Source organism: Paraburkholderia kururiensis JCM 10599 = LMG 19447 (assembly GCF_003986935.1).
GTDB lineage: Bacteria > Pseudomonadota > Gammaproteobacteria > Burkholderiales > Burkholderiaceae > Paraburkholderia > Paraburkholderia kururiensis.
Genome location: NZ_RJZE01000005.1, coordinates 202,159 through 223,041 on the forward strand (window position 1 = coordinate 202,159; position 20,883 = coordinate 223,041).

Here is a 20,883-nt window from a genome sequence, read left to right on the forward strand (position 1 = left end):
GTCGCATCATCCCGCTGCACCTCATCACCCCCACTCCACAACGATTCCAAGGAGACACCCGATGGACGATTCGATTCTGTCCGCGCGCGACTTCCCTTCTCATCCGGCCTACATCGATCCCGGCTATCGGTCGTCGGTGAAGCGCGGTCCCACGCGTCCGCTCATTCCGCTGAAAGAAAAGCTGCGCGACCAGCACGCGCCCGTCTACGGCGCCGAAGACCTGGGCCCGCTCGACAACGACCTCACGCGCAATGCGGCCAGGAACGGCGCGCCGCTCGGCGAACGCATCATCGTGACGGGCCAGGTACTCGACGAAGGCGGCAAGCCGGTGCGCAACACGCTCGTGGAAGTCTGGCAGGCCAACGCCGCGGGCCGCTACGTGCACAAGCAGGACCAGCACGACGCGCCGCTCGATCCGAACTTCCTCGGCGCGGGCCGCTGCCTCACCGACAACGAAGGCCGCTATCGCTTCCTCACCATCAAGCCGGGCGCGTATCCCTGGGGCAATCATCCGAACGCGTGGCGGCCAAACCACATCCACTTCTCGCTGTTCGGCGATTACTTCGGCCAGCGGCTCGTCACGCAGATGTACTTCCCCGGCGACCCGCTGCTCGCGTACGACCCGATCTATCAGGGCGTGCCTGAAGGCGCGCGCGAGCGGCTGATTTCGCGCTTCTCGCTCGACACCACCGAAGAAGGCTTCTCGCTTGGCTACGAATTCGACATCGTGCTGCGCGGCCGCAACGAAACCCCGATGGAGCGTTGAACCATGACTCTCAAGCAAACGCCTTCGCAAACGGTCGGCCCGTACTTCGCCTACGGCCTGTGCCCTGAGCAATACAACTTCGACCACAAGAGCCTGTTCACGCCCGCGCTCGTCACGCCCGAAGCGCGGGGCGAGCACATTACGATCATCGGCCGCGTGTTCGACGGCGACGGCACGCCGATTCCCGACGCGATGCTCGAATTCACGCAGGTCGATAGCGATGGCCGCTATCCGCAGACGAGCCAGGAGGCGAACGAAACGGGCTTTCGCGGCTTTGCCCGCGTGGGCACGGGTACGGATGCGAAGCAGCGCTTCATTGTCGAAACCGTGAAGCCCGGTCGTGCGTCGGACAACGGCGCGCCGCACATCGACGTCACGGTGACGATGCGCGGTGTGCTGCTCCACGCCTTCACGCGCATCTATTTCGACGACGAAGCCGCGGCGAACGGACAAGATGCGGTGCTGTCGGCCGTGCCGGCCGAACGCCGCGCGACGCTGGTCGCGAAGCGCGAAGAGCACGTGGGCCGCGTGATCTACCGCTTCGACATCCACATGCAAGGCGACCGCGAGACGGTGTTCTTCGACGTGTAACGACACGGCGAAAGCGCTGACGTGCACGCTTCGGCGACGCGTCACGCCGCTTTCACGAGGCTTTCACATATCGGGACTACGATGCAGTCCGCGATAACCTGATCGCAAAACTCCGAGACACATTCGGTGCCCGCCTCGCGCGGGCACTTTTTTTATGGGTCTTTCGATGTTTTATGCGATGGGTCTCAACCGAACGGGCGCACGCCGATCAGCACGCCGTGCAGCCACAATGCGAAGATCGCCCACGCAACGAGGCCGGCGACCACGCATATCAGGTCCTTCGAGAACCGGCCCGGCGGATAAACGACGTTGGCCGCTGCATCGCGCCGCAGGGCCGCAATGAGGTCCACGACTGACCACACCAGAAACGCGCCGAACAGCACGAGCGCATTGAGCGTGCCGTTGGCCGCGAGGTGCGCAATCGCCCAGAGCATCACGCCCGTCACCATGGGGTGCTTCAGCAGCGACTTGAAATGCGTTTCGGGCACGTGTGCCGCGGGAAACAGAATGAACGCAAGCGCCGTGAGCGGCGCAGCGAGATGCGGCGCCCACGGCGGCGGCGTCCACAACACCACGGGATTGTGCCGGGCGAGGCCGTAGCCCCACACCAGCAGCACGAATCCGATCAACGACACCACGGAGTACGCGCTTTTCCAACCCTTCTCGCCGAGGCGGGCAATCTGCGCGCGCCGCCAGTCTTCGGCCACGATGCGAACCGAGTGCGCACCGAGAAAAACCACCAACCCGATAATCAGCACCGACATGTCTAGCACCTCGCGCAGGCTCCATGAAGATGGCGGCGATTGTCGCCCGAATTCGAGCCGGCTGACAAACGGATTTCGGATTTCGGATTCCGATGCACCACTTGCATGCATTGTGGTCGTGCGATTTTGTCGTTGATACTGTTGCGCAGCCGTTCGTGCCATCGCGCCCTTCACCACATACCCAGCGAATGCAAGCGGCATATCCCGGAGCCCCCGCATGGAAACGAACTGGAATCTGATTCGCGAAGTCATCAAAACCGCCATCGACAGCTGCGAGAAACTCGAACAGGCGGGTTACGCCGAACAACACCGAGGCATCACCATCGAAGTGGGCGGACAGCGCGCCAGCGGACAGGACTTCCTCGTCAGCGCGTGGACGCTGGCGGAAAACGCCCGCTACGAAATCATTCGCGAGCGACACGACCACGGCCTCGATCTGCCGTATGTGCCCGAGACGTCGCGCATTCTGGTGGCCGTCGCGGCGGCATGCGCGGAACTGGTCGGCGCAGGCAAGTCGCCGCCCGCCGAAACGTTCATGCGCGGCATGATCGACTGGTATAGAAACCACTTCGACGCGCACGTCGGCAAGGCTATTTCGTCTTGATGGCGAGAACGCATGGACGACAACCCGAATAAACAACAGCGAATGGCGCCACGGCTAAGCGAAATCGAGATTGCATCGGCACGGCTTTCAATCAAACCGTTCTCCGCCGACGACGCAAACGCCGCGTTCAGGTGCATTACGCCTACCCTCACCCGGTTCATGGCGTGGGATCCGCCCGCCAACAAAGAAGCCTTCAATCGCATCTGGCAGCAATGGCAGCTGGCTGCCGCAGAAGGATCGGAGTTTGTCTTCGCGATACGGGAACGCGAAAGTGCAGCGTTTCTTGGCTTGACGGGATTGCACCGGCTGCACAGCGAACACCCGGAACTGGGCATCTGGATTCGCGAAGATCGCCACCGCGAAGGTTTCGGCCGTGAAGCCGTGAGCCAGGTGGCTCGATGGGCAACGTGCATTCTCGGCATACAACGAGGCTTCACGTATCCCGTAGCAGAGGAAAATCGCGCAAGTCGCCGGATTGCCGAAGGGCTCGGTGGCGTCGTGGTCGAACAGCGAATCGAGCCTAAATATCGCGCTGTCGTGTATCGCATACCACCGCAGTCCATTGCGCACACCGATCCGCAAGCTTGACGCGAGCGCCGCGTTCCACGCGGCATCGCTTTCGTCTGCGCACCAACCACGAGCCCACTGCCACACCCCGACTGTCCGCCGCGAAGCCACGTACAAGAAACCGAACTACAGGCCCGTCGCACCGACTGCGCACACATGGGCGCCGCTTGACAAGGTCATGTGACCCCTCCTATTTTTCCCTTGTCGCTCGTCCTTACCAAATCTTTCTCAAGGCGGCGAAAGCCTCAAAACAGTAGGAGTTACTGACCATGCCTCACGGCATGTAGTTAGTACTCTTATTCATATCGGTCAGTTCAAGCTCAAGGCAGTTGTGAAAGTCGAACGTCAGCCGCAGGTGCCGGCGGGTTCTGCACGCGCTGTCTGTTTCTCATGTGCCCAACCGGCGACCGCGGTCTTGTGTAGTGGTATCTCACCAGTCACAGGGACAGAAATGAAACCAGACCGTAGTTCCAGCGGCAGCCGCGCCATTGCGCCGGCCCGCGCCGGCCGCGCGCGCCGTGGGCGCTGGCTCGCAGTGCCGGGCGCATTGCTCACGAGCGTACTGATTCTTGCGGGTTGCGGCGGCGGCGATAGCGGCTCGGGATCGTCTGCGGCAAGCGCCATGCGCCAGGTGGCCGCAAATCAGGCCGCCGCACAAACGCCTGCGGCCAATCAAGCCAATCAGCCCTACACCGACCCGGTGGCCTACTCGCTCAATGCCAATGACGGTCTGCCGCTTTCGCAGGTGAAGGAACGCGCGGCCGTCATGCATTACCAGTGGACGTCGGGCCAGAGCACCGTCAACTACACGACGACCACCGGCCATCTGACGGCTCTGGATGCGAACGGCAACCCCGAAGCGACCATGTCGTACGTCGCCTATACGGCCCCGAACGCGGACGGCTCGCCACGGCCCGTCACGTTCTTCTATAACGGCGGTCCCGGTTCGTCGTCCATCTGGCTGCGGCTGGGCTCGTTCGCGCCCACGCGCGTCGCCACGCCTGACCCGCTGCTCACCAACTGGCCCAACTATCCGCTCGTCAACAACAGCGAGAGCCTGATCGACACCACGGACATGGTGTTCATCGATCCTCCGGGCACCGGTCTTTCCGAAGCGATCCTGCCGAACACGAACCAGAAATTCTGGGGCTGCGATCCCGACGTGAACGTGATGCGCGATTTCATCACGCGCTATCTGACAGTGAACAACCGCAGCAGCTCGCCCATTTATCTGTACGGCGAATCGTATGGCACGCCGCGCACCGACATGCTCGCGCTCGCACTCGAGTCCTCGGGCGTGCACCTTACGGGCATCGTGCTGCAGTCGTCCATCCTCAACTACTTCGCCGACGCCATCGAGGCCACCGCGATCACGGCATCCACGGAAGGCTTGATGCTGGATACCGATACGCTCGCGGGCTATTACCCCGGCTATGCAGCCGTGGCGGCCTATTTCAATCAGGTCTCGCCACCGCCGCTCGACATGGGTCTCTATGCGCTGCAATCCGAAATATTCGCGACGGGCCAGTACAACCACTTCAAGAAGTACGCGCAGTCGTGGGTACTGAGCCAGCTCGGCATTCCGGACGCGCTCGGCACGCCGGTGTTTCCGGCCACGCGCACGCTGGAATCGTGGCGCTGGCCGTCGAGCCTGACCTTGCAGGCGCTGCAGGGTTACTTCAACGTGAATCCGTTCAATACGGCGCTGCTGCCCGGCACGACGATTGGCCGCTACGACGGACGCGTTTCGCTGCCCAATTCGGACCCGCGTCTGCAGAACGATTCGGATCCGTCGGACATCCTGATCTCGCAGCCGTTCACCACCGCACTGCAGACGCAGATGCCGAACTACCTGGGCTACCGCGCGCCGAACGCGACATACATGCCGCTCAACGACGCCATCATCCAGGTGTGGGACTTCTCGCATGACGGCCAGCCGTTGCCGGACACGCTGCCCGATCTGCTCGGCGCCATCACGCTCAACCCGCAGTTGAAGGTACTCGCGGAGAACGGCTATCACGATCTCGCCACGCCGTTCTTCAATACGGAAAAGCAGCTCGCGCGGTTGCAAACGGTGCCGGGCATGAATCCGAACCTGCAGGTGAACTTCTTCCAGGGCGGCCACATGATTTATCTGGATGACGTGGCCCGTCCGCAGATGAAGACCGACCTCGTGGACTACTACCGCGGCCAGCCGATTCCGCTCGCACTCTCGCTGTGGACGCTGCCGGCGCCGTGGCCCGACGAGAGCCCGGCCGGCACACCCACGGCCGCCGCAGCGCAGACCGCGGCCGCGCAGTAAGCTAAGGAGAAACGCGGGCATCCGTTCGCGCGGGCGCCCGCCCCATCATGCCCTTCTATTGCGAGTGATCATGTCTCCAATCGATATGCTGCGGCGCGTTCTGCCGCTAATCGTGCTCGGCGCCGTGGTCGGCAACGTTCAGGCGTCCGATCTTCAGTCCGTCGCGCCCGTCACGCTGCCCAAAGGCGGCCACGGCGTGGATGGTCCGTTCTTCCCGACCAACCGCCCCGTGCCTGTGGTGCCGTCCACCGGAACCCAGCTCCAGCAGCAGGCCCAGCAACGCATCGAAGCACGCCTCGGCGCCAATACGGTGCTGAGCAACGGCGCCGCCATCACCAAGGCGCAGGCCCAGACGAGCGGGCTCGGGTATATCGCCAAGCACTTCGACCAGATCGATACGTCGCATACGGGACGCGTGTCGATGAGCGACGTCCGGCAGTATCTGCAACAGCAACAGGCACAGTTGCAGCAGAAGCGTCAGTGATGTCGTGCAGGTCGTGAGTACTGTGCGGGTTATGTGATGTTCCGTTCAACGGCTGCACGAGTCGAAGGCAGCCGTTGAACGGACGACGCAGCCCGCGCTAGCTGCGATAGTCGGAAAGCGTGTTGTCGATGAGCCGCAACGCGGCTTCCCATGCGAGTTGCACGATGCCTTCGGCTTCGTCCCGCTGGAATTGACTGGCCGTGAGCTTGCAGACCGCCTCGGAAGGCATCGAGAGTTCCGCACCGCCCGCCAGCGCCTGCACCTGAATCTGGCAAGCGCGCTCGAGGAAGTAGATCTCCTGAAAGGCAGCCGCCGCCGACGCGCCCCCCGCCAGCAAGCCATGATTGCGCAGGATCATCGCGTTGCATGATCCCAGATCGGCAATCAGCCGCTCGCGCTCGCCGAGATCGAGCGCAATGCCTTCGTAGTCGTGATACGCGAGGTGACCGTAAAACTTCAGCGCGTGCTGGCTGATCGGCAGGAGTCCGTGCTTTTGCGCCGACACCGCCGACCCCGCCGCCGTATGCGTGTGCACGACAAAGCGCAGGTCGGGACGCGCCATATGCACCGCGGAGTGAATCGTGAAGCCCGCGGCGTTCACGCGGTAGCGTGCGGGGTCGTCGGATACGGAGGGCTCGACGACGCGTCCGTCGCGGTCGATCTTCACGAGATCGGAAGCACGCATCTCATCGAACAACACGCCGTAGCGATTGATCAGGAAATGGTGCTCGGGACCCGGCACGCGTGCGGTGATATGCGTGTCGATCAGGTCCGTCATGCGGAAATGCGCAACGAGCCGATAAAGCGCGGCGAGATCGCAGCGGGTGGCCCATTCGTCGTCGCTGTAACGCGAGGAAGCCGCAGCCGCTGCGGTCGTGGATGCCGATGAATTCGGGGTGGCCGCCATGCGGAAAGCTCCTGAATCGACTGAACAGCACGCGCGTGCCGTGGTGCAAAATCCCGCCGCGCAATATCCGTCTGCCAAATACTTTTTATTGCCGGGATTCAGCGGAATTGAGCGGCGGTCCTGATACGAAAATAACGGCGGCTGGAATAACGCGCATCACCTATTCGCGAAAACACGGCAATGCGCTTTACCGCTTCAGCAGCGGAAATGCTCCATGTTCTGGCCCGCATTGACCGCCCGGGTCAGCCATTCGGGCCGCTCGCCCTGGCCGTCCCAGGTGTTGCCATATGCATCGCGGTACATGGGGGACTTTTGCGCATCGGCCGCTATGGAGGCTTCAAGGTCTTCCAGCGTAATCCCGAATTCATCCATACGGCGTCGAATCCACACGATCAGCCGTTCGCGCGCCTCTCCGTCGAGGTCGAACATTCGTAAGTCCTCTCGCTCCGTCACGACGTGCCGCATTTTTCCGTGTCGGAAAATGCACGTCTCAAAAGGGTTTTGAATACTGAATAGGACAAAGGCTTCGCTGATGCCAGCGAAGCCTTACTGTTTGTTTTGACGAGGGCGGGGGCGAGACCGCGTTCGATTCGAACCCGCGGTGTGCGTTCCGGAGATGGACTGGATGGGCCGCTCCGCCCGCAAATCAATACCTTGCGCTGTGCCAGATACCGCAAACGGCGCCCATCATACCCTGCGCCAGGCCCGCTGATCAAGGGGTTGTCGCGAGGCCCAGGGTCGTGCGCAAGCCCCGCCGGGCAAGGCTCTCACGGCATCAGAAATCGAGCCGTGCGGAGAGCAGAAACTCGCGGCTCTCGCCAATCGTGACGAACGGCAGCCCCGTGCAGCAGCTCGACGTGTAGTACGTCGAGTTGAAGAGGTTTTTCGCGTTCAACTGCCACGCAATGGAGCGGCCATAAATGCGCGAATCCCACGCCACGAACGCATCCACCACGTGTCCCCACGGCAGGTGGTACACCTTGCCCGTGCCGTCGCCCACCGGCAGGCTGCTGAACACGCGACCGCCCACGCCGGCGCGTACGCGGCCGCTCACGGGCGCCTCGCCGACGTTGCCGAAATCGTGCGTGAGGTACAGCGCACCCGCGTGCTTCGGCGCATTGGGCAGCGGATTGCCGGCGAGCTTCGGGTCGTCGGCATAACGCGCTTCGGTGTAGGTATAGCTGCCGATCACGCTCCACGTGCTGCTGAGCTTGCCGTTCGCCTCGAGTTCGAGCCCGCGCGAGCGCGCACGCCCCGCATTGCGCGTGTAGTTCACGCCGTTGATGGTTTCCGTGGTCTGGATGTTGCGCTTGTGGATGTCGAACAGCGCGACCGACGCCGTGATCCGATCGGTCACCAGCTTCGAGCCCGCTTCCCACGCGTTCGCTTCTTCGGGCGGCAGATCGCCGATAGGCTGCGCAATCGACGTATTCGGCCGGAACGACTGGCTATAGCTCGCATAGACCGACCACGCCGGATCGATCTTGTAGACCACGCCCGCGCGCGGCACCACCTTGTCGGCATGCACGTTGGCGCCGGTCACGAAGGGCCGTCCCTTGCCCGTGAGTTCGCCGAACGACTCGTAACGCAGCCCGCCCATCACGATCCAGCGGTCGCCCAGATGCACCGCGTCCTGCACGAACGCGCCGCGCGAAATGAGCTTGTCGGTCTGGTCGCTGTCGGCCTTCGAGAGCGTACTGGTCTGCGAAAGCAGGCCGTACACCGGCGCATACAGGTTGAAGCTGGAGCTGTTCTTGCCGCGATAAAGGTCGCCCAGCACGCGATAGTTGCGCATGTAATCGACGCCCGCGAGCACGTCGTGCTGCAGCCCGAAAATCTGCACCTTGCCTTCCAGGTTCAACGTGAGGTTGTGCACGTCCTGCACGCCGTTCTGCGTGCTGTCCACGCGGCGCGTGAGCACGCCCGTATTGAAGTTCGCCGAGAGCACGCGCGCCTGCCAGTCGTTGTAGTAGGTGCGGTTGTAGCCGTAGCCCGCATGCACGGTCCAGTTCGGGCTCAGCTTGTGATCGACGCGCAGGTTGACCGCATCGGAGCGGCCAGTCGAGACGTTGTAGCGCTCGTCGAGCCGTTCGTCGGCGGGAATCGCCACGGGATTGCCCGTGCGCGTGTCGATCAGCGTGCCGCGGTCGAACGGCACGGAGTAATTCATGTGCTCGTATTGCAGCAGCACTGTCGTATCGCGCCCGTACCAGGCGAGCGACGGCGCGATGGTCTCCTGGCGCGTCTGCCCGAAGTTGCGCCAGTAATCGACGCGCTGATGATCGGCAATCAGCCGATACGCGAGGCCCGACGTGCCGACAGGCCCGGTCAGGTCGATCTGCGCGCCGCCTCCGCCGTACGAACTCGCGAAGCCCGACACCGAATTCTGTGCTTCGAGTTGCGGCTTCTTCGTCACGACGTTGATGATGCCGCCCGGGTCCTGAATGCCGTAGAGCATCGACGCCGGGCCTTTCAGCACTTCGATGCGCTCCGTGGTGGGCGTGAAGTTGCGCGGCTGCACGGACTGCATGCCGTCGCGCAGGATGGAGTTGTCGCGGTTGTCGCCGAAGCCGCGTTTCACGATGGCATCGAGCGTGCCGCCAAGCGTATTGCCCATGCGCACGCCGGGCACGGTGGCGAGGGCGTCGGCGAGACTGTCGGGTGCGCGGTCTTCGATCTGCTGCTGGGTGACGACGTTGACCGCTTGGGGCACATCGATGAGCGGCGTGTCGGTTCGCGTGGCCACCGTGGCGCGCCGCGGCTGGTAGCCCGTTTCGTCGAGCGGCTTCGATGCGCTGACTTTTACGGCCGGTAATGACGGCGTGGCGTCGGCTTGGGGCGTCCTGGTTTCCGTTTGGGCGTCGCTCACTGCGCCTGTTACGGCGCTCCCCGTCACCGCGTCCGCGCGCACGGCCGTTGCCGCCCATCCCTGCGCGACCACGAGCGATGCCGCGCATGCCAATCCTCGGCGCCTCGTGCGCCGCTTGCTGCTTTCCATCCGGTACCCCGAATCCATTTGTAAGTTTTCTGGAAGACGGGGATAGTACCGTTATCGAGAATGATTCTCAATAATTTATTTTCGGGAAGCTGTCTCTGAGTTGAACGAAAGCCTTCGTTGCGTGGACGTGAGGCGTTTGCGGCCCGCAGCGCGGGGCATCAAGCCTCAAGCGTCAGGCCTCAAGCGTCCGGCGACGCCTTCGAAGCCGCTTTGCGCCTGTCCCGGAAGAAATGAACGAGCGCGGCAACGCCGAGCAAGAACATCAGAAAACTGCCGATCGGCAGCGTCATGAGGCCCATCCAGCCCAGCACGCCCATGGACCCCAGCAACTCGCCGAAGTCGTGACCCAGGATCACGCAGGGGTAAAAGCCCGCCTCGTCCAGCCGGCATCCGTTCGCAGTCGCCACGGCGCCGGCAATGAAGACCGAGATGAACGGCGACGCGGTGAACAGGGCAATGAGCCAGAAGGCCAGCACATAGCGTTTGCGGAGGGTCATGGGGCGGTCCTCGAGTTCTTGCGTACGTCTTCGCGCGATTTTTCCACGGCACGTGTCGATTCATCAAACCGCCCCGGCACCGAATAATGCCCGGCGTCCGGGGCGTACGAAGCGTCCAAATCGTTCAAGGCACCGCGATCCGCCTCACGCTTCGCCGCCCGCCGCTCTCGCCGCTCTCGCCGGCACGCCCTCGCCCCGCGCCAGCACCGGCCGCAGCGCCACGCCCGTGTGACTGCCGGCCACGCGCACGAGCCCTTCGGGGTCTGCAGCGGCCACAATGGCGCCGCCGCCCACGCCGCCTTCCGGACCGAGGTCGATGATCCAGTCGGCTTCCGCGATCACGTCGAGGTCGTGCTCGATCACGACGACGCTGTGCCCGCCGTCCACGAGCCGGTGCAGCACGCGGATCAGCTTCGCGACGTCGGCCATGTGCAGCCCCACCGTCGGTTCGTCGAGCACGTAGAGCGTGTGCGGCGCCTTCTGCCCGCGCCGTGTGACGTCGTCGCGTACCTTCGAAAGTTCGGTGACGAGCTTGATGCGCTGCGCCTCCCCGCCCGAAAGCGTCGGCGACGGCTGGCCGAGCGTCAGGTAGCCGAGCCCCACGTCCTTCATCAGCTGCAGCGGATGCGCGATGTTCGTGACTGCCGAGAAGAACTCGACCGCCTCGTCGATCTCCATCGTGAGCACTTCGCCGATGTTGCGTCCGCGCCAGCTCACGGCGAGCGTTTCGGGGTTGAAGCGCTGGCCGTGGCATACGTCGCAGGGCACTTTCACGTCGGGCAGGAAGCTCATGCCGATGGTGCGCACGCCCTGGCCTTCGCAGGCCGGGCAACGTCCGTCGCCGGTGTTGAACGAGAAGCGCGAGGCCGTGTAGCCGCGCGCACGCGCTTCGAGCGTTTCCGCGAACAGCCGGCGAATCGCGTCCCACACGCCGATATACGTGGCCGGACACGAGCGCGGTGTCTTGCCAATGGGCGTCTGGTCCACTTCCAGTACGCGGTCGATGCTTTCCCAGCCTGAGATCGAATCGCACCCTTGCCAGGCGTGTGCGACATCCACCTTCGGCCGAACCGCCGACCGCGCGAGCACGCTGGAGCGCCTTGCGGCCATCGCGGCCTTGTCGTTCGCCGCGCGTGCACCGCCCTGCGCGGCCTTGCGCGCCCGCCGTTCCGCAGGCGACGAGAGCACCGAGCGCCCCACCGCGTCGAGCATGTTGGCCATCAGCACGTCGCGCGCGAGCGTCGATTTGCCCGAACCGCTCACGCCCGTAATCGCCACGAGCCGCGCCAGCGGAATCGGCACCGTCACGTCGCGCAGGTTGTGCAGCTTTGCGCCGTGCACGGTGAGCCAGTTCAACGGCGGCATCTCTGCGCCGTTCGCGCTTCCGTTCACGTTCGCCGTTGCCTGCTGCGCCTTTGCCTGCCGCGCCTTTGCTTTTGCCCCGGGCACCGCCACCGGCCGCCGCGCCTGCAACGGATGCACCATCGGCCGCGCCAGGAACTGCCCCGTCAGCGATTCGGGATGCGCGGCGAGATCCGCCACGCCGCCCTGCGCGATCACGCGCCCACCGCGTTTGCCCGCACCGGGCCCGATGTCGATGATGTGATCCGCGCGGCGAATCGTGTCCTCGTCGTGCTCCACCACGACGAGCGTGTTGCCCTTCTCGCCCAGGCTGCGCAGCGCGTCGAGCAGAATCTGGTTGTCGCGCGGATGCAGGCCGATGGTGGGTTCGTCGAGGACGTAGCACACGCCTTGCAGGTTGCTGCCCAGTTGCGCCGCAAGCCGGATGCGCTGCGCTTCGCCGCCCGAAAGGCTGGGCGCCGCGCGGTCGAGGCTCAGATAGCCGAGCCCCACTTCCTCCAGGAACTGCAGGCGGCTGCGGATTTCGCTGATCACGTCGCGCGCGATCTCCGCGTCGCGTCCCGAGAGTTCCAGCGTGTCGACCCAGCGGCGCGTGTCGGCCACCGTCCATTGCGCGACGTCCACGATGGCGTGCGCGTCGAAGGTCACCGCACGCGCCACCGTGTTGAGGCGCGTGCCACCGCAGTCGGGGCACGGCTCCTCGCCCACGCCTTCGGGCTCCAGTTCCTCGGAAGGCAGCGTCTGTTCGCGGCCGCGGCCGTCGTCGGCGGTGATCGTGTCGTCGTAGGCCGCGCGCTGTTCACGCGTGAGCGAAAGGCCCGTGCCCACGCACGACGTGCACCAGCCGTGCTTGCTGTTGTACGAGAACATGCGCGGATCGAGTTCGGGATAGCTCGTGCCGCACACCGGGCAGGCGCGCTTCGTGGAGAGCACCTTCACGGTGCCGATGCGCGCCGTCGGCTTGCCGTTGCCCATCGCGCGGTCCAGCCCGTCGAGCGGCGCAAGCAGATGCACGACGCCCTTGCCCGCTTCCAGCGCCGCATCCAGCGCGCGTCGCAGGTCGGCTTCGCGTTCGGGCGCGATCACGAGGTCCGCGACAGGCAGCTCGATGGTGTGCTCGCGAAAGCGGTCGAGCTTCGGCCACGGGTCCACCGGCACGAACTCGCCGTCCACGCGCAGATGGCTGTTGCCGCGCGCCTTCGCCCACTTCGCGAGGTCCGTATACACGCCCTTGCGGTTCACCACGAGCGGCGCGAGCAGCCCCACGTGCTGGCCGCGATGGTCGCGCATCAACTGCGCGGCAATCGAATCCACGCTCTGCGCCGTCACGGGCGTGCCGTCGTGGACGCAGTGCTGCACGCCGAGCTTCACGTACAGCAACCGCAGGAAGTGCCACACCTCGGAAGTGGTGGCCACGGTGCTCTTGCGTCCGCCGCGCGAGAGCCGCTGTTCGATCGCGACCGTGGGCGGAATGCCGTAGACCGCATCCACTTCGGGACGGCCCGCCGGCTGCACGATGGAGCGCGCGTAAGCGTTCAGCGATTCGAGGTAGCGGCGCTGCCCTTCGTGAAAGAGGATGTCGAACGCGAGCGTCGATTTGCCCGAACCCGACACGCCCGTAATCACGTTGAAACGGCCGTGCGGAATGTCCACGTCGAGCGACTTCAGGTTGTGCTCGCGTGCATTGACGATGCGCACCACGTCTTCGCCTTCCACGGCACGGCGTGCGCGCGCCGCCTTCAGCGACCGCTGCAGCGGCACGCCCTGCTCGCGCGCTTCCAGCGTGCCGAGCGCCTCGTCGTATTGCAGCAGCGCGAGGCCCGTATGCGAGCGCGCGCAGGCCTTCACGTCTTCGGGCGTGCCCGCGCACACCAGTTCGCCGCCCGCGTCGCCGCCTTCGGGGCCCAGGTCGACGATCCAGTCCGCCGCGCGGATCACGTCCAGGTTGTGCTCGATCACGACGAGCGAATGGCCGCGCGCCAGCAGCTTGCCGAACGCCTGCATGAGCTTCGCGATGTCGTCGAAGTGCAGGCCCGTGGTGGGTTCGTCGAACATGAAGAGACGACCTTCGCCGGAGGTCTGACCGCCGCGCGTGGGCGCCGTTTCGGCGAGGAAGCCCGCAAGCTTGAGCCGCTGCGCCTCCCCGCCCGAAAGCGTGGGCACGGGCTGACCGAGCTTCACGTATTCGAGGCCGACATCGACGATGGGCTGCAACACGCGCAGCACTTCGGCGTCGGCGGCGAAAAGCTGCGTGGCCTCGCTCACCGTGAGGTCGAGCACGTCGGCAATGGAAAGCGCACGGTCGCCGCGCGCGATCTTCACTTCGAGAATCTCGGCGCGGTAGCGGCTGCCGTCGCAGTCGGGGCAGCGCAGATACACGTCGCTCAGGAACTGCATCTCGACGTGCTCGAAGCCCGAGCCGCCGCACGTCGGGCAGCGGCCCTCGCCCGAGTTGAAGCTGAACGTGCCCGCGCCGTAGCCGCGCTCCAGCGCGAGCGGCGCCTTCGCGAACAGCTTGCGGATTTCGTCGAACGCGCCCACGTAGCTGGCGGGGTTCGAGCGCGCCGTCTTGCCGATGGGCGACTGATCGACGAACACGGCGTCGCTGATCGCGTCCACGCCCTTCAACGCGCGATAGGCGCCCGGCGATTCGGTCGCCTTGCCGAGATGGCGCGCGAGCGCCGGGTACAGCACGTCCTGCACGAGCGTCGATTTGCCCGAGCCCGACACGCCCGTCACGCAGACAAGGCGCTGCAACGGCAACGCCACCGTCACGTCACGCAGGTTGTGCTCGCTCGCGCCTTCCAGCACGAGGCGCGGCGTGGTGCTTTCAACCGGCCGGCGCGCCCAGCGCGAGGCGTCGGCCACGTGCCGGCGGCCGCCCAGGTAGTCGCCCGTGAGCGTGCCCGCCTCGCGGATGTCGTCGGGCGTGCCGTCGTAGATGATCGTGCCGCCGCGTTCGCCGGGCCCCGGGCCCATGTCGATCAGGCGGTCCGCCGCGAGCATCACGGAAGGGTCGTGCTCCACCACCACGAGCGTGTTGCCCGCGTCGCGCAGCCGGTGCATGGCCTCCACGATGCGGTTGAGGTCGCGCGGATGCAGCCCGATGCTGGGCTCGTCGAGGACGAACAGCGTCTTCGTGAGCGACGTGCCGAGCGCCGTGGTGAGGTTGATGCGCTGCACCTCGCCGCCCGAGAGCGTGCGGCTCTGGCGGTCGAGCGTGAGGTAGCCGAGCCCCACGTCGCACAGATATTTGAGCCGCGTGCGCACTTCGGCGAGCAGCAGTTTGAGCGCGTCGTCGAGCAGCGCCGAAGGCAGCGTGAGGTCGTCGAAGAAACGCCGGATGCGCTCGATAGGCAAGAGCATCAGGTCGTGCACCGTGAGCCCCGGCAGCGCTTCGAGCTGCGCGCGCTGCCACTTCACGCCGTGCGGCAGGAAGCGCGCGTGCGGGTCCAGCACGGCGTCGGCGTTCGGCTTGCTGCCAAGGCGCCATTGCAGCGACTCGGTCTTGAGCCGCGCGCCGCCGCACACCTCGCAGGGCGTGTAGCTGCGGTACTTCGAGAGCAGCACGCGGATGTGCATCTTGTACGCCTTCGACTCGAGGTAGCCGAAGAAACGCTTCACGCCGTACCACTGCGTCTGCCACTTGCCGGTCCACTCGGGCGAGCCTTCGATCACCCAGTCGCGCTCGGCCTGCGTGAGCTGCGACCACGCCACGTCGCGGCGAATGCCGGCCTTCGCGGCGTAGCGCATGAGGTCGTCCTGGCATTCCTTCCAGGCGGGCGTTTGCAGCGGCTTGATGGCGCCGCCGCGCAGCGTCTTGCGCTCGTCGGGAATCACGAGGCCCCAATCGACGCCGATCACGCGGCCAAAGCCGCGGCACGTCTCGCAGGCGCCATAGGCCGAGTTGAACGAGAACAGCGCGGGCTGCGGGTCCGCGTAGCGCAGATCGCTTTCGGGGCAATGCAGGCCCGTGGAGAAGCGCCAGATTTCGGGCGGCTGCGCCTCGCCCGCGGTTACGGCCGCCTCGCCTTCACGCACGACATAGACGTTCACGCGGCCCGCGCCGCGCTTGAGTGACGCCTCGATGGCCTCGATCACACGGCTCTTCTCCGCGTTCTGCAGGCGAAAGCGGTCGGCCACCACGTCGAGCAGCTTGCGCTTGCCCGCCGCCGTCACGACCTCGCGCTGCGCCTGCACGCGCGTGTAGCCGCTCGCGGAGAGCCACTGCGCGACTTCCTCTTCGGTAGCCGAGTCGGGCAACTCGACGGGGAACGTCACGACGAGGCGCGGGTCGTCCGTCGCGGTGCGCGCGCGCAGTTCGGCGTAGATCGTTTCGGGCGTGTCGTGGCGCACCGGCAGCGCCGTCTCGCGATCGAACAGGCTCGCCGCACGTGCGTAGAGCAGTTTCAGGTGGTCGTTGAGTTCCGTCATCGTGCCGACCGTGGAGCGCGAGCTGCGCACCGGATTGGTCTGGTCGATGGCGATGGCGGGCGGCACGCCGTCCACGCGGTCCACCTGCGGGCGGTCCATGCGGTCCAGAAACTGGCGGGCGTAGGCGCTGAAGGTCTCGACGTAGCGGCGCTGGCCTTCGGCGTAGAGCGTGTCGAAGACGAGGCTCGACTTGCCCGATCCCGAAGGACCGGTCACGACCGTCATCTCGCCCGTGCGCAGGTCGAGGTCGAGGTTCTTGAGATTGTGCTGGCGGGCGCCGCGAATGCGGATGGTTCGGTTATCGCTCACTTGGGCAGATATTCCGGCTGGTCAAAATGTGGGACCGGGACGGCGGCCGGGGCATATGCGCTGGGGCGCGCCATGCGTGAGACCCGGAACGCCGTCCGCGGCGTAGGTGTTAAATTCTACTGTATGTTTATACAGCACATGCAACGCCGCGCCAGGCGTGGCTGCGGCGGGCGGCGACGGTGAAATCCCGCCTGGGCGCGCGTGGGTTCGCGTGATAGATTCAGCGCTCGCGTCGCTCGTCTGGCGGCCCGCCGCCAGCTTCCCCCCCTTTTCACCCACACGGAGCATCCCGATGGACTCACGCGCCGAGCGTGTCATCGTCATGGAGGTGGGCCTGCGCGACGGCCTGCAAAGCATTGCGCGCATCATGCCCACCGACGCCAAGAAACGCTGGATCGACGCCGCCTATGCCGCCGGCGTGCGGCACATGGAAGTCACGTCGTTCGTGCCGCCGAAGCTGCTGCCGCAACTGGCCGACGCCGCCGACGTGGTGGCCCACGCGCTCGGCTACGCGGACCTCGTGGTCACCGCCCTCGTGCCCAACGTGAAGGGCGCCGAACGGGCGCTCGATGCCGGCGTGCAGCGCATCGTGGTGCCCATTTCGGTCAGCGCCGCGCACAGCCTCGCGAACGTACGCAAGACGCCCGACGAGATGATCGCGGCCTTCGCCGACATGCGCAGGCTCTGCGAAGGCCGCGCCGAACTCGTGGCCGGGCTGTCCACGGTGTTCGGCTGCACGCTGCAAGGCGACGTGCCGCGCGAAGAGGTGGCGCGCATCGCGCGGCTCGCGCTCGATGCGGGCGCCGACGTCCTCTCGCTTGCCGACACGACGGGCATGGCCACGCCGCGCCAGGTGGGCGAGATCATCGAGCTTGCGCGCGGCATTGCCGGCAGCAAGCTGCGCGCGCTGCATCTGCATGACACGCGCGGCCTTGCGCTCGCCAACGCGCTCGTCGGGCTTCAGCACGGCATTCGCGAATTCGATGCATCGCTCGCGGGCCTGGGCGGCTGTCCGCATGCGCCGGGCGCAACCGGCAACGTGAACACCGAAGACCTCGTTTTCATGCTGGAAAGCATGGGTTACGACACGGGCATCCACCTGCCCGCCCTGCTCGCCTCGCGCAGCGTGCTGGCCGACGCGCTGCCCGGCGAGCCGCTCTATGGCTACCTCGCGCGGGCGGGTCTGCCCGCCACGTTCGACTCGCAACGCAGCACGTCATCGGTTACGCGCACCACCTCATGAATACCGCATCCGCATCGCCTCCCATGCCGCTCGCCGGCATCCGCGTCGTCGAGCTCTCGCACATGGTGATGGGCCCCACGTGCGGCATGATCCTGGGCGACCTGGGCGCCGAGGTCATCAAGGTCGAGCCGCCGCGCGGCGACAGTACGCGGCGTCTGATCGGCACCGGCGCCGGCTTCTTTCGCACCTTCAATCGCAACAAGAAGAGCGTGACGCTCGACCTCGATACGGAGGCCGGTCTCGACGCGCTGCGCAAGCTCGCGGATACCGCCGACGTATTCGTCGAAAACTTCAAGCCCGGCCGCATGGCAAGTCTCGGGCTCGACTACGCCTCGCTCAAGGCGCGCAATCCGAAGCTCATCTACGTCTCGCACAAGGGCTTTCTCGCGGGCCCGTACGAACATCGCCTCGCGCTCGACGAAGTCGTGCAGATGATGGCGGGCCTCGCCTACATGACCGGTCCCGCAGGCCGCCCGCTGCGCGCGGGAAGCTCGGTCAACGACATCATGGGCGGCATGTTCGGCGCCATCGGCGTGCTGGCCGCGCTGCACGAACGCCACGCCACGGGCCACGGCAAGGAAGTGCAGAGCGCGCTCTTCGAAAACTGCGTGCTGCTTTCTGCGCAGCACATGCAGCAATACGCGGCGACGGGAGCCGCACCTTCGCCGATGCCCGAACGCATCAGTGCGTGGGCCGTCTACGACGTGTTCACGCTCGCGCACGGCGAGCAGATGTTCATTGCCGCCACGGGCGACGCCCAATGGCGCTCGCTGTGCGCGCTGCTTGACCGGCCGGACCTGCTGGCTGACGCGCGTCTTGCCAGCAACAACGACCGCGTTCGCGCGCGCAGCTGGCTACTTGCCGAACTTGCGACCACGCTCGCCACGCGCGAAGCGGCAGAACTGGCGCCGTTGTTCGAGCGCCACCACGTGCCGTTCGCGGCCATCACGAAGCCGGAAGAGCTATTCGACGACCCGCATCTGCTCGCAAGCGGCGGCCTCGCGCCGCTTCAACTCGACGACGGCGGCGAGACGCGCATGCCGCTGCTGCCGCTTTCGCTCGACGGTCAACGCCTGCCGCCGCGCCTGCCTATCGCGAAGGTCGGCGAGCACACGCATGACGTGCTGCGCGGGCTCGGTTACAGCGATGAAGAGATCGACGCGCTGAGCGGCACGGCGAATGGGGCGCAGCAAGCGACGTGAGTCGGGGGCCGTGCGCCTACATCAAGGCCGCCGCGCCCCGCCTAGCGGCGCCAGGCGCCGGCGCGCCACCACCGGCGCAATGCGGCGAAAGCGTTCGCGCTTGTGCTCTTCGTCGAAGAGCGCGAGCGACGGCTTGACGAGGTCGCTGCGCGAAACGATGCCCACCAGCTTGCGCGACTCGCGGTCCGTCACCACGGCGAGCCGCTCGAGACCATGCACCGCGAGCCGCGTGGCCACGAGCCGGCACGTTTCCTCGCGCAGCGCCGTCACGAGTTGACGGTCGCGTAACGCCGCGCGCAACGGCGCGTCGGCGCCGTATTTCATGGTATCCGCCGCGAATGCGTCGAGCAGCGCGCGGTCCACCATGCCGACGAACACGCCGTCCTCTTCGACCACGGGATACGCGCGATGCGTCTGCATCGGACCGAAGTACGACGCGAGTGTGGCGGCCACGGTCAGGCTCGCGTCGATGGTCTCGACCTGCTGCGTCATGACTTCGTCGACGTAGTGGCGCTCCAGCGGGTCCACGCTGTATTCGCGGTAGATGTGATAGCCGCGTCGCGCGATCTTCTCCGTCATGATGGAGCGCCGCATGACGACGGTCGCGAAGCCGTGCGCGATGAGCGTGGCCGCGAGTAGCGGCAGCAGCGCGTTGGCGTCGTGCGTCAGCCCGAACGCGAACACGATGGCCGTGAGCGGCGCGCCCAGCGTGGCGCCCAGCGTCGCGGCCATGCAGACGAGCGGCCAGAGCGCGGCATCGTGGCCAGGCAGCACGTGGCCCAGCACGACGCCGAGCCCCGCGCCCAGCATCAGAAGCGGTGCGAGCACGCCGCCCGACGTGCCCGAGCCCAGCGCGATCACCCAGATCACGGCCTTCACCACGAGAATCGCGATGGCGGCCTGCAACGCAATGTGCTGATGAAGCAGGTCGCCGATCACGTCATAACCCACGCCGAGCGCGCGCGGCTCGAAGAATCCGCCAATGCCCACCACGAGGCCGCCGATAGCGGGCCACCACATCCAGTGCACGGGCAGCTCGCCGAACAGGTCTTCGATCTTGTAGAGCGCGGCCGAAAGGCTCGCCGCCAGCACGCCCGAAAGCAGTCCCGCGAGCAGGCACCAGAGCAGCGCCTGGCTGTCGGCGGGTGCGGTCTGCAACGCGAACAGCGGACCGGTGCCGAAGAACACGGCACGCGCAAAGCCCGCTACGGCACAGGCCAGCGCCACGGGAATGAAGCTGCGCGGCCGCCATTCGAACAGCAGCAGTTCGACCGCGAGCAGCACCGCCGCGAGCGGCGTGCCGAACACGGCCGTCATGCCCGCCGAGGCGCCCGCGACGAGCAGCGTCTTGCGCTCCGCAGCCGTGAGCTTCACGCACTGCGCGATGAGCGAGCCCAGCGCGCCGCCCGTCATGATGATCGGACCTTCCGCGCCGAACGGCCCGCCGCTGCCGATCACGATGCCGGACGAAAGCGGCTTCAACACCGCCACCTTCGGCGACATACGGCTCTTGCCGAACAGGATCGCCTCGATGGCTTCGGGAATGCCGTGGCCGCGAATCTTGTCGGACCCGAAGCGCGCCATGAGGCCCACCACGAGACCGCCCACGGTCGGCACGAGCACCACCCACAGGCCCTGCGTGTTGTGCGCGGGCGAGTGATCGGCAAAGGAAAAGCTGCCGAAGAAGAACAGGTTCGTGAACAGATGGATGAGACTCAGCAGCACGAACGCCGCCAGGGTGGCGAGCGCGCCGGTGCAGGCGGCGATCGCGCAGATCACCGGCAGTCTCGCGTTCGCGGAAAAGTCACGCTTGTGGGTGTGGATCAGGGCGGTGCTCATGGTCCTGGAAAGGC

General features: G+C 65.9%; 15 protein-coding genes. 8 read left to right on the forward strand and 7 right to left on the reverse strand.

Annotated features, from left to right (window positions below):
• Positions 1 to 61 precede the first annotated feature (61 nt).
• Together pcaH and pcaG are read left to right on the forward strand one after the other, a co-directional pair.
• On the forward strand, positions 62 to 766 hold the full coding sequence (pcaH, locus tag PKKP23_RS07875; protein ID WP_126876471.1) for a protocatechuate 3,4-dioxygenase subunit beta: 705 nt from the start codon (positions 62 to 64) through the stop codon (positions 764 to 766).
• A 3-nt stretch (positions 767 to 769) separates the two neighbouring features.
• The gene (gene pcaG / locus PKKP23_RS07880) at positions 770 to 1,357 is read left to right on the forward strand and encodes a protocatechuate 3,4-dioxygenase subunit alpha (protein ID WP_126876472.1); all 588 of its coding nucleotides are present in this window, start codon (positions 770 to 772) and stop codon (positions 1,355 to 1,357) included.
• A gap of 185 nt (positions 1,358 to 1,542) precedes the next feature.
• On the opposite strand, the gene PKKP23_RS07885 is transcribed toward pcaG, so the two are convergent.
• Positions 1,543 to 2,121, reverse strand: coding sequence for an NnrU family protein (locus tag PKKP23_RS07885; RefSeq protein ID WP_017777420.1), 579 nt, complete (start codon positions 2,119 to 2,121; stop codon positions 1,543 to 1,545).
• 217 nt (positions 2,122 to 2,338) lie between these two features.
• Here PKKP23_RS07885 and PKKP23_RS07890 point away from each other — a divergent pair, with 217 nt between their 5' ends.
• From PKKP23_RS07890 to PKKP23_RS07905, 4 genes are all read left to right on the forward strand, one after another.
• Entirely contained in the window at positions 2,339 to 2,725 is a 387-nt protein-coding gene (locus tag PKKP23_RS07890) for a hypothetical protein (RefSeq protein ID WP_126876473.1), read from the forward strand.
• A gap of 42 nt (positions 2,726 to 2,767) precedes the next feature.
• Positions 2,768 to 3,313, forward strand: a complete 546-nt coding sequence (locus PKKP23_RS07895; protein WP_126876570.1) for a GNAT family N-acetyltransferase — start codon at positions 2,768 to 2,770, stop codon at positions 3,311 to 3,313.
• 430 nt (positions 3,314 to 3,743) lie between these two features.
• Positions 3,744 to 5,594 (forward strand): S10 family serine carboxypeptidase-like protein, encoded by a 1,851-nt coding sequence (locus PKKP23_RS07900; RefSeq protein WP_126876474.1) that lies wholly within the window; start codon positions 3,744 to 3,746, stop codon positions 5,592 to 5,594.
• 70 nt (positions 5,595 to 5,664) lie between these two features.
• A complete protein-coding gene (locus PKKP23_RS07905; RefSeq protein ID WP_026121971.1) occupies positions 5,665 to 6,078 on the forward strand; it encodes a hypothetical protein in 414 nt (137 codons plus the stop codon).
• Positions 6,079 to 6,175: 97 nt separating this feature from the next.
• Here PKKP23_RS07905 and PKKP23_RS07910 read toward each other — a convergent pair whose 3' ends face one another.
• The 5 genes from PKKP23_RS07910 to uvrA form a co-directional block, all read right to left on the reverse strand.
• A complete protein-coding gene (locus tag PKKP23_RS07910) occupies positions 6,176 to 6,985 on the reverse strand; it encodes a class II aldolase/adducin family protein (RefSeq protein ID WP_126876475.1) in 810 nt (269 codons plus the stop codon).
• Positions 6,986 to 7,180: 195 nt separating this feature from the next.
• Complete coding sequence (locus PKKP23_RS07915; protein ID WP_026121970.1) at positions 7,181 to 7,438, reverse strand: H-NS histone family protein; 258 nt, start codon at positions 7,436 to 7,438, stop codon at positions 7,181 to 7,183.
• Positions 7,439 to 7,760: 322 nt separating this feature from the next.
• Complete coding sequence (locus tag PKKP23_RS07920; protein ID WP_126876476.1) at positions 7,761 to 9,947, reverse strand: TonB-dependent siderophore receptor; 2,187 nt, start codon at positions 9,945 to 9,947, stop codon at positions 7,761 to 7,763.
• Positions 9,948 to 10,162: 215 nt separating this feature from the next.
• Entirely contained in the window at positions 10,163 to 10,480 is a 318-nt protein-coding gene (locus tag PKKP23_RS07925) for a hypothetical protein (protein WP_017777412.1), read from the reverse strand.
• A gap of 144 nt (positions 10,481 to 10,624) precedes the next feature.
• Positions 10,625 to 16,585 (reverse strand): excinuclease ABC subunit UvrA, encoded by a 5,961-nt coding sequence (gene uvrA / locus PKKP23_RS07930; protein ID WP_126876477.1) that lies wholly within the window; start codon positions 16,583 to 16,585, stop codon positions 10,625 to 10,627.
• Positions 16,586 to 16,877: 292 nt separating this feature from the next.
• Between uvrA and PKKP23_RS07935 the strand changes: the two genes are divergently transcribed.
• Positions 16,878 to 17,828, forward strand: coding sequence for a hydroxymethylglutaryl-CoA lyase (locus PKKP23_RS07935; protein ID WP_126876478.1), 951 nt, complete (start codon positions 16,878 to 16,880; stop codon positions 17,826 to 17,828).
• Positions 17,825 to 19,030 (forward strand): CaiB/BaiF CoA transferase family protein, encoded by a 1,206-nt coding sequence (locus PKKP23_RS07940; protein WP_033351720.1) that lies wholly within the window; start codon positions 17,825 to 17,827, stop codon positions 19,028 to 19,030. Before PKKP23_RS07935 ends, PKKP23_RS07940 begins: the two co-directional genes overlap by 4 nt.
• A 21-nt stretch (positions 19,031 to 19,051) precedes the next feature.
• Here PKKP23_RS07940 and PKKP23_RS07945 read toward each other — a convergent pair whose 3' ends face one another.
• Positions 19,052 to 20,869 carry a chloride channel protein gene (locus PKKP23_RS07945; protein ID WP_126876479.1) on the reverse strand — a complete coding sequence of 606 codons (1,818 nt, stop codon included), beginning with the start codon at positions 20,867 to 20,869 and terminating at the stop codon, positions 19,052 to 19,054.
• Positions 20,870 to 20,883: the final 14 nt, after the last annotated feature.

Excerpts from the sequence above, each read along its gene's own strand:
- pcaH (WP_126876471.1), top strand. The coding sequence starts at position 62 with ATGGACGATTCGATTCTGTCCGCGCGCGACTTCCCTTCTCATCCGGCC.
- pcaG (WP_126876472.1), top strand. The coding sequence starts at position 770 with ATGACTCTCAAGCAAACGCCTTCGCAAACGGTCGGCCCGTACTTCGCC.
- PKKP23_RS07885 (WP_017777420.1), bottom strand. The coding sequence starts at position 2,121 with ATGTCGGTGCTGATTATCGGGTTGGTGGTTTTTCTCGGTGCGCACTCG.
- PKKP23_RS07890 (WP_126876473.1), top strand. The coding sequence starts at position 2,339 with ATGGAAACGAACTGGAATCTGATTCGCGAAGTCATCAAAACCGCCATC.
- PKKP23_RS07895 (WP_126876570.1), top strand. The coding sequence starts at position 2,768 with ATGGCGCCACGGCTAAGCGAAATCGAGATTGCATCGGCACGGCTTTCA.
- PKKP23_RS07900 (WP_126876474.1), top strand. The coding sequence starts at position 3,744 with ATGAAACCAGACCGTAGTTCCAGCGGCAGCCGCGCCATTGCGCCGGCC.
- PKKP23_RS07905 (WP_026121971.1), top strand. The coding sequence starts at position 5,665 with ATGTCTCCAATCGATATGCTGCGGCGCGTTCTGCCGCTAATCGTGCTC.
- PKKP23_RS07910 (WP_126876475.1), bottom strand. The coding sequence starts at position 6,985 with ATGGCGGCCACCCCGAATTCATCGGCATCCACGACCGCAGCGGCTGCG.
- PKKP23_RS07925 (WP_017777412.1), bottom strand. The coding sequence starts at position 10,480 with ATGACCCTCCGCAAACGCTATGTGCTGGCCTTCTGGCTCATTGCCCTG.
- PKKP23_RS07935 (WP_126876478.1), top strand. The coding sequence starts at position 16,878 with ATGGACTCACGCGCCGAGCGTGTCATCGTCATGGAGGTGGGCCTGCGC.
- PKKP23_RS07940 (WP_033351720.1), top strand. The coding sequence starts at position 17,825 with ATGAATACCGCATCCGCATCGCCTCCCATGCCGCTCGCCGGCATCCGC.
- PKKP23_RS07945 (WP_126876479.1), bottom strand. The coding sequence starts at position 20,869 with ATGAGCACCGCCCTGATCCACACCCACAAGCGTGACTTTTCCGCGAAC.